Raw genomic sequence first — 10,868 nt, 5'->3', positions numbered from 1 at the left:
AGACCAGAACAGAGTAAATCTGTTAAGGCAGGTGCGGAACCCCGCAAGGGAAAGAAGCAGAAACCTAAATCGTGAGGTTTGGGAATCACCGTCCGTTTACGGCGGTGAGGATGTCAAAGCTGACTAGCGCAGGAAACTGCCCCCATCAGTCCCACTTGGGCATTAAGGACGATATGGACGGGAATATTGCTTAATAGCTCCCTCATCCGACCTTTAGCCCGAAAAGCCTTCATAAAGCTACCCTCGGTCATTAGGGGAAGATTTTTGGCCGCAATCCCTCCCGCGATGTATAATCCTCCGTAGGGAAGCAACTTGAGGGCTAAATTGCCCGCTTCCGCACCGTAGGCCTCGACAAAGATTTTCATGGTTTGATAACAGAGATAATCCGAGTTATCTTGGGCAAAACTGGCAATTTTAGCCGCTAAATCGACGGTTTTTTGCGGTTTACCCATTTCTGCTAACCAAGTGCGGTAAATTTCCGCCATGGCCGGTGACGACTGACTAGAGTTACTATCGTGGAGAAATCGATAGATAGAAGTGATTCCAGGGCCAGAAACCACTCGTTCCACCGAAATGCGCTCGATATTATAGAGATCCAAGAGATAATTTAATAGTTGATATTCTAAACTCGATCGAGGGGCAAAATCGGCGTGGGAACCCTCACTACCAAACACCCGATATTTACCCTTCGAGATAGGAATCAAAAAACCCTCTCCTAACCCAGTTCCTGCACCGATAACCGCAATCGGGGCCTCTGGTACTGCCGGGGCTGACTGTAGATTGTGCAGCTCCTCTGGGGCTAATCCTAACACCCCATAACCGATCGCCGCAAAATCATTAATTAATTTTACCCGCTCAATCTGCAGCTCGTGGCTTAGGCGATCGCCAGTTAGGGACCAACTTAAATTAGTCAATTCGGAACTATTGTTAACCACTGGACCTGCAATACCGAAACAAGCTTTTGCCACTGGGGGAATAGTAGCCTGTCGGGCCAAAAACTGCTGGACGATCGGCACCAGATCGGGGTATTGTTCACTAGGATAGATTTCTTGATCGAGAGTAGTTAGCAGGGGTTGGGGACTATCCGGTGAGTTTTGGCAATCCACTAAACGCAGGATTGTTTTAGTTCCCCCGATATCTCCCCCTAAAAGAATCGTCATGCTGGTTTTTCCCTGAGTTTGTCCCCATAATTATAGTTTTTTTACCGCTTCTCCCCAGTAAATCCAAGGAAACCCAATTCTATACTATAGTGAAAGATGGTAATGCCTAAGCCCTAATTAAGGATTGATTAATCGTCGCTCCGGGGTTGGAATGGGGATTTGCCAGAGGACAGAAACGGGACTTAAAGACATTTTAGGTCTAACTGTGGCCTTAAGGCGATCGATAGGGCGGCAAAACCTATCACTGTCCCCATAACTTTTTAAGATAGACCAGAGAGGGAGAAATTAGCTTGGGTGTAGAACTTCGCAGTTACGTTTATCTTGACAATTTACAGCTTCAACACGCCGCTTACATCGGTACAGTCGCCCAAGGATTTTTACCCTTACCCGGGGATGCTTCCCTCTGGATTGAAATTTCCCCCGGCATCGAGATTAATCGCATCACCGATATTGCCCTCAAATCCGCCGTGGTTCGTCCGGGGGTTCTATTCGTAGAACGACTCTACGGACTCCTAGAACTCCATTCTAGCAGTCAGGGAGAGGTAAGGGCGGCCGGTCAGGCAATTTTGCAGTATTTAGGCGTTAGTCAGCGCGATTGTCTGAAACCGCAAATTGTCTCTAGCCAAATTATTCGCAACATTGACGCTTACCAAGCCCAATTAATTAACCGTAGTTCTAGGGGTATGATGTTAATGGCAGGACAGACTTTATATGTTCTAGAAGTACAACCAGCCGCCTACGCTTCCCTAGCCGCTAATCAGGCGGAAAAAGCCGCTTTAATTAATATCCTACACGTTACTTCCGTCGGCAGTTTTGGCCGCTTATATTTAGGGGGAGAAGAACGGGATATTATCGCCGGTTCCCAAGCGGCAGTTTCAGCTTTAGAAAATATTCAAGGTCGAGCTTTTCCGGGTAGCGACAAAAAAGAATAAGCTAATAAAGGCAAAAGGCAGGAGGTAAGGGTGCATCTCATTTTTGTCAATCTACCAATTGGGATTTTTACTTGGAAACTCTCGGCTAAAATTGGGCATTACTTCCGATTTTATTACTCAATCCAAGCTTTTGGGGGGTTCTACCCCCCAAACCCCCCGCGCATTAGCTTTTCGGTGGGATGCTTACACGCAGCTGCTGATACATTTGTCATCATCTAAGAGTCACTGACAATTGCTGATTGTCGGTATTCCTGCAAATGTGAGATGCACCCTATCTCAACAAGCAATTTAAATGCGCGGGCAGCTTACAACAGCATTTCACCCTATTGAGGAGATTCAAAAATTAGTTCGCTATTATTCAGTTTTTCAACGACTAAATGGCGATAGAGTGTCACCTGCCGAAGGATTTGATCGGGATTATTTTTCTTGTTAGAAAACATGATCGTTTTAATCGATTCAAATTCTATTCTTGTGATCACACCATCTTTGATCGCTCGTTCAATTGTAACTCGTAAATATTCTAATTCTTGGCTTTCCTCTGGGGTAATTTCTAGACTGTTAGGATGTTCTATTTTCATGATCGATTGTTCTTACCTGCTAACTGATAACTAGATAATCACGGCTATTTTTTCACACTTTCACAATTGGTGGAGAGAGAGTTTCCTTCTGGTTAGAAACGGCAAGATTGTTATTATTTTGGCCGTTATTTTGCGGCAATTGTCCCGAGGCTAAATTCTGCCCCTCTCCCGTAATCAAACGAGCGCCACGACCGCGGGTAAAATAATTCCAACCCCATTGCACCATCACCACTAATTTATTATCAAATTCGATCAGATAGTAAATATGGGCCCAAACCCAGACTAACCAAGCGATGAACCCGGAAAACTTGACAAATCCCAAATCAACCACGGCCGCATTTTGGCCGATAACTGCCAGACTACCTCGATCGATATAATGAAAAGGTTGAATAGTTTGCCCTTTTAGGCGAGAAATTAATAAATTGGCCAGATATTCGCCCTCCTGCATGGCCACGGGGGCAATTCCGGGTAAAGGTTTATCTCCCTGATGGGCAAAATTAGCCAGATCCCCGATCACAAAAATATTGGCATAACCAGCGATACTTAAATCCGGTTCGACGATTACCCGGCCGACGCGATCGAGATTTACCCCGGTTCTTTCGGCCAAAATTCGCCCCATTCTCGATGCTTTTACCCCTGCTGCCCATAAAATTGTCTCGGCGGCGATTTCTGTCGTCTTTTCTCCCTGACGGACGCTGACACAACCTTCAACAATATTGGTAACGATGCTGTTAGTTTGCACTGTCACCCCTAATTTTATGAGAGAAGCGGCAGCTTTAGCGGATAAATCGGGTGAATATGGGGGTAATACTCGATCCATCCCTTCTAAGAGCAAAATTTTCGCTTCTGTGGGGTTAATCTGGTGAAAATCAGACCTAAGCGCACCGTGGGCAATTTCAGCGATCGCCCCTGCTAATTCTACCCCCGTCGGTCCGCCACCGACAATAACAAAAGTTAATAAAGCTTGCCGCTTTTCGGCATCGATTTCTTTCTCGGCCTTCTCGAAAGCTAGATAGATGCGACGACGCATTTCTACTGCGTCTTCAATGGTTTTTAACCCGGGAGCGTAGGGTTGCCATTGATCATTGCCAAAATAGTGATGACTGACTCCCGTGGCAATAACTAACTGATCGTAGGCGATCGGTGGGTGATCTTCCAAGATCACTTCTCCCTTAACTGGATCTATATCTATGGCATGATCGAGGAGAATATCTGTATTCTCATGGCCCCGTAGGATTAAGCGCAAAGGTGAGGAGATATCGGCCGGAGACAGCGCCCCAGTAGCGACTTGATAGAGGAGGGGCTGAAAAAGATGGAAATTTCGCTTATCGATGAGGGTAACGTGAACGGGAGCGTTTTTTAGGGCTTTGGCCGTGTATAAACCCGCGAATCCGCCGCCTATGATAACAACTCTTGGCTGTTTTTCAGTCATTGCTTAACAATAATTCATAAATTTTCCCCTAGTGTAGTCCAGATTGTCACAATTTAGCGGTGACAAACGTTACCGAAAACAGTAGTCTTTAACCTAGAAAAAAATATAGATACTGGCTTTTTTGACCAACCAAGAGGGCAAAACTAAGGAAGTACAGGGAATCTCCCCAGAATTTGGCCTATATATGCTCGAAAAACTTGAAAAGACCGCTACGCCGTTTTACCTAAGTTTATGACCTGGGTTAACCAGGTGGGAACTTATATTCCGCGTTTCTGTTTCCGAGTACAAGCTCGGTTTACTACCACACGGATTGGTTACTTGCTCCCTTATCACAATCAAGCATAGATCAAAAAACTTGAAAGGCAGTCACCAACGTAGAAGCCCGATTTAGTTTTATCATAGCATTTTTTTTTCTCAGAGGCAAGTGGGGAAGTGGGGAAGTGGGGTGTGGGGAGGATAAATGAAATGATCTCCTGTCTCCTGTCTCCTGAATACTGACTTCTAACACCCAACACCTGATCTTGTTTGCTCTGTGAAAGTCTGGGACTACAATAGAGAAAAGTGACAATTTTTGCCAGAGTGATTACCGAGGACTAATAAAGAATGACGGCTATCCTAGGGAAACCTGCCACGCTTAACACTCCGATTCTGCACCGTCTTGCCAATGGTTTAACGATTATTGCCGAAAGTCAACCGGTAGAAGCGGTTAATCTCAATGTCTGGCTGCAGGTCGGCTCGGCCTTAGAATCGGATCAGATCAATGGGATGGCTCATTTTCTCGAACACATGGTTTTTAAGGGAACCCGTAACTTAGACAGTGGTGAATTTGAACGGGCGATCGAATCGAGAGGAGCGGTGACTAATGCCGCTACTAGCCAAGAATACACCCATTATTACATTACCACTGCCCCGCAGGACTTCGCCCATCTGGCCCCGCTGCAGCTAGAAGTGGTTTTAGAAGCTTTAATCCCCGATGAAGCTTTTGAGCGGGAAAGACAGGTTATTTTAGAAGAAATTCGTCGTTCTCAGGATAATCCCCGTCGGCGCACTTTTTATCGCACCATGGAGACCTGTTTTCAAGTTTTACCCTATCGTCGTCCGGTGTTGGGTCCGACGGCAGTGATTGAAAATCTTACTCCTCAACAAATGCGCGATTTTCATCAGACTTGGTATCGTCCCGAATGGATGACGGTGGCAGTGGTGGGTAATTTGCCTGTAGATGATTTAATGGCTATTGTGAGCGATTCTCTAGATACTTTAGGCAGTAAGGGCAATTCTGGGCTTATTTCCCATCCTATCGCCCATCTAAAGCCCGAAGCTGCCTTTAACGAGATTATCCGTCAAGAATACGAGGATGAAAATTTGCAGCAGGCCCGCTTAATCCTATTTTGGAAAGTGCCGGGGTTGAGAGACTTAGAAAAAACCTATCCTCTCGATGTTTTAGCGGCTATTCTCGGTCAGGGCAAGGTATCGCGATTATTTCAATCTCTGCGCCAAGAAAAGGGCTTAGTTTCCCAAATAACTGCCAGTAATATGTCCCAAGCAGTGCAAGGAGTGTTTTCCGTGTCGGCCCAATTAGCCTCGGAAAATATCGAGCAAGTGGAAAGGGAGGTAGTAGCACAGATTGGACAAATTCAACAGGAAGCTGTGACAGTTTCTGAACTGGAACGAGTCAAAACCCAAGTGGCCAATCGGTTTATTTTTAGCAATGAAAGACCGAGCGATCGAGCCAACCTTTACGGTTATTATCATACTCAGATCGGTGATTTACAACCAGCTTTTTGTTATCCCCAACACATTGAAGCCCTCACTTTAGAGGATATTCAAAATGCCTGTCAAGAGTATTTAAATCCCCACGCTTACGGTGTGGTGGTGGTAAGACCAATTCAGTAATCAGTGAACAGTAATCAGTAATCAGTAATCAGTAATCAGTGAACAGTAATCAGGGATAAAGATGAAGATAAATAAATAAATCAATAACTAATTAACTTAAAACTTACATCTGATAACTTACATCTGATAACTGATAACTTAAAACTTACAACTGATAACTGATAACTGATAACTGATAACTGATAACCTATGTGGACTCAAATTGCCCGACATATTGCCCAAACCACGGAAAAACCCTTTGAAATCGAGAAAAGTCATCCCGTTAGTGGTGGCTGCATCAATCAGGGTTATGCCGTCACTGGCAATGGTTTAATTTATTTCGTTAAGATTAACCAAGCGAACCAAGAGGCCATGTTTGCAGCCGAAGCTTTAGGATTAAAGCAAATTCACGCTACCAAAACTATCAGGGTTCCAAAGCCAATTTGTTGGGGAATTGCCGAGAAATCTAGTTATTTAGTGCTAGAGTGGCTAGAATTCGGCGGTGGCAATAGTCAAAGCTGGGAAAAAATGGGGCGAAATTTAGCTCATTTACATCAAGTTTCTTTATCCGATCGCTTTGGTTGGCAGTGTAATAATACCATTGGTTCTACTCCCCAGATTAATACCATTAGTAATAATTGGGCGGATTTTTTCGCTCATCAGCGTATTGGCTATCAATTAAGACTTGCGAAGGAGCGCGGCGGCAATTTTCCCGACGAGGATCAAGTTATTCCCGCTATTAGCGAGATTTTGAGTCAGCATCAACCCCATCCCTCCCTCGTCCACGGTGATTTGTGGTCGGGAAATGCGGCCATTACCGTCGATGGGGAACCAGTAATTTTAGACCCGGCCACCTATTGGGGAGACCGGGAGGTAGATTTAGCCATGACGGAACTTTTTGGCGGTTTTCCGGCGGCTTTTTATCGGGGTTATAACGATGTTTTCCCCCTCGATGCCGGTTATCAACAGCGCAAAACTCTTTACAATCTCTACCACATTCTCAATCACTTTAATTTATTTGGTGGTGGTTACGCTTCCCAGGCCAATCGGATGTTACAGGAAATTCTTTAAGGGTTTTACTTGTGAATCTTTACCGAGGATAAGTTATGTCTATTCGAGAAACTACTGTGATGAAAACTCCAGAGACAAAAGTATGGACTGATGCAGAGTTTATGGCGTTACCTGACGATGGTAATCGTTACGAATTGGTCAAGGGAGAGTTAATTAATCTGGGGAATTCTGGGGCTTTACACGGTTATATTGCCATTCTTTTAAGTGCTGCTTTATTCGCTTTAGTAACATCTCGAAAACTAGGGGTATTATTGGACTCCAGCACTGCTTTTACTATGAAAAATGGCAATAAACGTTCTCCTGATATAGCCTTTTTTGCCAAGGAACGTCTGCAAGGATTGGAAGAATTGCCGACGAGTTTTTTAGAAGGTGGGCCCGATTTAGTGGTAGAAATTCTCTCTCCAGGGAATACAGTGGCAGAAATCGAGGACAAAATTGCCGAATATTTTGCCAATGGGACTCGTTTGCTCTGGGTTATCAGTCCCCGTCAACACTATGTTTTAGTTTATCGTTGCGGGTACGAACCGCAGGGATTATTAACATCAGGAGATTTTCTGGAGGGGGAAGATGTGGTTCCGGGGTTCACTTTTCCGGTGGCTGATTTGTTTCAAAAACTATCTTTGTGACTCTTTCTTCTCAACAAATCGGCTAATAAATCGGCACTGTCACTAATGGCTAGATGAGAAGCTTGTTGGGCCATGGCGGCCAATTTTTCGGGATTAGACCATAAATCCAGGACTAATTCGCCTAAAAACTGAGCAGTTAACTCATTTTGACGATAAAGATAAGCGGCTTGAGCTTCAGCGAAAACTTGGGCATTATAGAACTGATGGTCTTCGGCAGCAAAAGGATAGGGAATTAAAATCGAAGGCGTACAAGTGATCGCTAATTCTGTTAAAGTGCTGGCACCGGAGCGACTGATAGCCAGATTAGCTCTTTGCCATAATCCTGCCATATTGTCGTAAAAAGGCTGGGAAAAATAGTTAGAATGGCGCAAACTATCCGCTTCGGGGTCGTTTTCTCCCGTGAGATGCACGATATAAATGCCTTTTTCTAACCATTGGGGAGCGCTTTGTCGCACAAGTTGATTAAGAGCCACGGCCCCTTGAGAACCACCGGCAACGACAATTAAAAAAGCAGTCTCTGGAATCGGTAAATCTAGGGACTGGGGAATGAGAAACTGCTCCCGTACTGGTGTACTAACCCAAGTGGTGCGAGTGCCGGGTAAATAGCTGGCGGTTCCCTGAAAACCGAGGGCAACCGTATCGCACCAGCGACCGAGAACTTTCGTGACTTTGCCCGGTATGTAGTTAGATTCGTGTAGGATGACGGGAATATTGGCTAAACGAGCCGCTAAAATGGTCGGGCCCGCGATATAACCCCCGGTGGTAAAAACTGCCGCTATCTGACGTTTTTTGATTAAACTACGCACTTGCCAAATGGCCCGCAGTTGACTGAACAGAATCTTGAGAGTTTTTAACCCCAAACGGGTTTGAAATCCCTCAATGGGGATGGTGTGCAGGGGATAGGTTTTTGGAACTAAGGACTGTTCGAGACGGTCTGGAACTCCTAACCATTCAATCTCGTAATCCGGCAAGCGCTCGGCCAGGGCCAAAGCGGGAAATAAATGACCACCAGTACCACTAGCGGCAATCAATAGACGGGTTGGAGTGCGTGCCATAATTCGAGAGAGGGGAAATTCAGCCCTAGAATGAAATAATCTACCATAGTTATTGATCGATCCTTACACAAACTATCACTAATGCGTAACTTGAACACGATCCCCGATAAATTTTTTCGTCAATCCCTCAATTTTTCCCTGTCGTTGCTGTTAGGTTTGGGGTTAACTTTTGCCCTTGCTACCGGTCTGCGGGCCGAAAAGCCAGAAACTGCCCCGGCTAATTTAAAAACCCTTATCTCCAAAATCGAAACGGCGGCTAATGAGCGAGATCTCAAGCAATTAATGGAGTTTTATAGTCCGAAATTTACTAACTCCGATGGCTTGACCTACGAAAAAACTAAAAAGGCTTTAACTCATTTTTGGGAACGTTATAACAATCTACAATACACCACTACTCTCGAATCTTGGAGTCGTTCTGGTGATAAGTTAACGGCCAATACAATTACTAAAATTACCGGGACGGGAAAGGTGCAGGGACGAGTGGTGGGAATGAATGCTACTATTCGTTCTCGTCAGCAATTTCAAGGCAATAAACTGGTTTATCAGGAAATTTTAAGCGAGAGAGTTGAGTTAAGCACCGGCAAAAATCCCCCCAGTATTCAAGTGAGAATTCCGGAAAGGGTGAAAGTGGGTGAAGAATTTGATTTTGATGTGATTGTTCGCGAACCTTTGGGGGATGATTTATTGGCTGGAGCGGCGATCGATGAGAAAGTAGATATTGAGCGTTATATTAATACAAAGCCTCTAGAATTGGAATTATTACAGTCTGGCGGTTTATTTAAGCGGGTAAAAGCACCGGCAACACCAGAAAATCGTTGGTTATCGGCGATTTTAATTCAAGGAGATGGGATTGTTGTCGTTACTCAACGGGTTAAGGTAGAAAAGTAATTTTTATCTAAGTAGGGTTTGCTGAAAAAGCTTGTTGGTGGGGTGTGGGGTGTAGGGTGTAGGGTGTGGGGTGTAGGGTTTTATTCCCCCCGTTCACTCCAATGGCTGGCACTTTCAGGCAATTTAATCCTTATTTTTGCCGTTTTTGAACCCTCAAAAATTAATTATGCAAGAGGTTTAATAAATACTCTGATTAAGCATAGAGGTGGGAAACATCGCTCGTCCATACTTTAAATTTTGTTAAATTTACTTGACCAAAAGAAGTTGTTAGGGAAGCATCGACGGCATCTAAGCCGCGAGTCATTAAAATCCGCCCGATTCTGGGGGTGTTATGACGAGCATCAAAGGTGTACCATTGATGGTCTAAATAAACTTCAAACCAAGCACTAAAATCCATCGGTAGAGGTTGGGGAGAAATACCGATATCTCCGAGATAGCCGGAGGCATAACGGGCAGGAATATTTAGGCAACGGCAAAAAGTCAAAGCTAGATGGTTAAAATCGCGACAAACCCCCGTTCTTTCCCGATAGACATCATAGGCGGTTTTCGTCACCCGCGCGTATTCGTAACCAAAACGAATGTGACTATGAACCCAATCACAAACCGCTTGTACCCTTGCCCAACCGGGGGGAGTTTGTCCGAAAAGTTCCCAGGCAATTTCCGCAAGCAAATCTACTTCGCAATAACGGCTACTCATTAGGTAGGGAAAAACTTGGGTTGGTAACTCTGCTAAAGGAATTTCTTGGGCATTCCAATTAACGATATCGGGTTTCCATTCATTCTCGATAACTGCTTCATTGTGAATGCGGATCTGTCCGTCGGGTAAAATTAGACGACTGGTTCGATTACCGAAGCTATCTAAAAATTCTTCTATTTTTGTTGCCGGTTCCACCTGCAAATTTTCCGATTGTCTAACTTGATTTAAAATTGAGGGGTGTAGATAAAGTTTTAACAACATGACCACGGGTAAGGGGACATCAAAGCCAAATTCATAACCAACATGGATTAACATTAGGACTCCTATCTAAATGAAATTTTGTCAGGATTGGTAGAGAGGAAACGCCAATAATCGCCAGACTGAAAAAAGTTAGGCCCGACTACTTAGGGGCTGCTGAAAAAGTTTTTCGTGGGGGCAGGGTGTGGGGTGTGGGGTGTGGGGTTTTACCCATTTTCAGGTGGTCAATTACCTAATTTTCAGGGAAAAAATCCCTAAATTTTCCCCCCAATCACTCCAATGGTAGGCACTTTTTCAGG

Annotated in this window: 10 protein-coding genes and 1 other RNA gene; 5 read left to right on the top strand and 6 right to left on the bottom strand. The window is 44.6% G+C overall.

Annotated features, from left to right (window positions below):
• Window positions 1-113 precede the first annotated feature (113 nt).
• A complete protein-coding gene (locus tag EWV68_RS06040; RefSeq protein WP_287169176.1) occupies window positions 114-1,160 on the bottom strand; it encodes a glucokinase in 1,047 nt (348 codons plus the stop codon).
• A 290-nt stretch (window positions 1,161-1,450) separates the two neighbouring features.
• Between EWV68_RS06040 and ccmP the strand changes: the two genes are divergently transcribed.
• Window positions 1,451-2,092, top strand: a complete 642-nt coding sequence (gene ccmP, locus EWV68_RS06035) for a beta-carboxysome protein CcmP (RefSeq protein WP_002802816.1) — start codon at window positions 1,451-1,453, stop codon at window positions 2,090-2,092.
• A gap of 323 nt (window positions 2,093-2,415) precedes the next feature.
• Here the strand turns inward: ccmP and EWV68_RS06030 are convergent, their stop codons facing one another.
• The 3 genes from EWV68_RS06030 to ssrS form a co-directional block, all read right to left on the bottom strand.
• The gene (locus EWV68_RS06030; RefSeq protein ID WP_045359227.1) at window positions 2,416-2,670 is read right to left on the bottom strand and encodes a hypothetical protein; all 255 of its coding nucleotides are present in this window, start codon (window positions 2,668-2,670) and stop codon (window positions 2,416-2,418) included.
• A gap of 52 nt (window positions 2,671-2,722) precedes the next feature.
• On the bottom strand, window positions 2,723-4,102 hold the full coding sequence (locus EWV68_RS06025) for an NAD(P)/FAD-dependent oxidoreductase (protein ID WP_287169174.1): 1,380 nt from the start codon (window positions 4,100-4,102) through the stop codon (window positions 2,723-2,725).
• Window positions 4,103-4,301: 199 nt separating this feature from the next.
• Window positions 4,302-4,489, bottom strand: a non-coding RNA gene (gene ssrS, locus EWV68_RS06020) — 6S RNA.
• Window positions 4,490-4,705: 216 nt separating this feature from the next.
• Here ssrS and EWV68_RS06015 point away from each other — a divergent pair.
• The 3 genes from EWV68_RS06015 to EWV68_RS06005 all read left to right on the top strand — a co-directional run bounded on the left by EWV68_RS06015 (window position 4,706) and on the right by EWV68_RS06005 (window position 7,671).
• The gene (locus EWV68_RS06015) at window positions 4,706-5,995 is read left to right on the top strand and encodes a M16 family metallopeptidase (protein WP_061433137.1); all 1,290 of its coding nucleotides are present in this window, start codon (window positions 4,706-4,708) and stop codon (window positions 5,993-5,995) included.
• A gap of 189 nt (window positions 5,996-6,184) precedes the next feature.
• Window positions 6,185-7,045, top strand: a complete 861-nt coding sequence (locus EWV68_RS06010) for a fructosamine kinase family protein (RefSeq protein ID WP_287169172.1) — start codon at window positions 6,185-6,187, stop codon at window positions 7,043-7,045.
• Window positions 7,046-7,080: 35 nt separating this feature from the next.
• Window positions 7,081-7,671 (top strand): Uma2 family endonuclease, encoded by a 591-nt coding sequence (locus tag EWV68_RS06005; protein ID WP_287169170.1) that lies wholly within the window; start codon window positions 7,081-7,083, stop codon window positions 7,669-7,671.
• Here EWV68_RS06005 and murG read toward each other — a convergent pair.
• Window positions 7,653-8,726, bottom strand: coding sequence for an undecaprenyldiphospho-muramoylpentapeptide beta-N-acetylglucosaminyltransferase (gene murG, locus EWV68_RS06000; protein ID WP_287169168.1), 1,074 nt, complete (start codon window positions 8,724-8,726; stop codon window positions 7,653-7,655). The genes EWV68_RS06005 and murG overlap by 19 nt on opposite strands.
• Before the next feature lie 81 nt (window positions 8,727-8,807).
• Here murG and EWV68_RS05995 point away from each other — a divergent pair, with 81 nt between their 5' ends.
• Window positions 8,808-9,614, top strand: coding sequence for a DUF8623 domain-containing protein (locus EWV68_RS05995; protein WP_287169166.1), 807 nt, complete (start codon window positions 8,808-8,810; stop codon window positions 9,612-9,614).
• A 193-nt stretch (window positions 9,615-9,807) separates the two neighbouring features.
• On the opposite strand, the gene EWV68_RS05990 is transcribed toward EWV68_RS05995, so the two are convergent.
• Window positions 9,808-10,626 (bottom strand): transglutaminase-like domain-containing protein, encoded by an 819-nt coding sequence (locus EWV68_RS05990; RefSeq protein ID WP_287169164.1) that lies wholly within the window; start codon window positions 10,624-10,626, stop codon window positions 9,808-9,810.
• Window positions 10,627-10,868 lie beyond the last annotated feature (242 nt).

The organism is Microcystis sp. M_QC_C_20170808_M9Col (assembly GCF_007095495.1).
In the GTDB taxonomy this organism is placed as follows: Bacteria; Cyanobacteriota; Cyanobacteriia; order Cyanobacteriales; family Microcystaceae; genus Microcystis; species Microcystis aeruginosa.
Note: the sequence above shows the minus strand (reverse complement) of the source record. Positions and strands in the feature narration are given on the sequence as shown.

What these genes read in the sequence shown, in the direction of transcription:
- EWV68_RS06025 (WP_287169174.1), bottom strand. Translation starts at nt 4,102, where the DNA reads ATGACTGAAAAACAGCCAAGAGTTGTTATCATAGGCGGCGGATTCGCG.
- EWV68_RS05990 (WP_287169164.1), bottom strand. Translation starts at nt 10,626, where the DNA reads ATGTTAATCCATGTTGGTTATGAATTTGGCTTTGATGTCCCCTTACCC.
- EWV68_RS06030 (WP_045359227.1), bottom strand. Translation starts at nt 2,670, where the DNA reads ATGAAAATAGAACATCCTAACAGTCTAGAAATTACCCCAGAGGAAAGC.
- murG (WP_287169168.1), bottom strand. Translation starts at nt 8,726, where the DNA reads ATGGCACGCACTCCAACCCGTCTATTGATTGCCGCTAGTGGTACTGGT.
- EWV68_RS06010 (WP_287169172.1), top strand. Translation starts at nt 6,185, where the DNA reads ATGTGGACTCAAATTGCCCGACATATTGCCCAAACCACGGAAAAACCC.
- EWV68_RS06015 (WP_061433137.1), top strand. Translation starts at nt 4,706, where the DNA reads ATGACGGCTATCCTAGGGAAACCTGCCACGCTTAACACTCCGATTCTG.
- EWV68_RS06005 (WP_287169170.1), top strand. Translation starts at nt 7,081, where the DNA reads ATGTCTATTCGAGAAACTACTGTGATGAAAACTCCAGAGACAAAAGTA.
- EWV68_RS05995 (WP_287169166.1), top strand. Translation starts at nt 8,808, where the DNA reads ATGCGTAACTTGAACACGATCCCCGATAAATTTTTTCGTCAATCCCTC.
- EWV68_RS06040 (WP_287169176.1), bottom strand. Translation starts at nt 1,160, where the DNA reads ATGACGATTCTTTTAGGGGGAGATATCGGGGGAACTAAAACAATCCTG.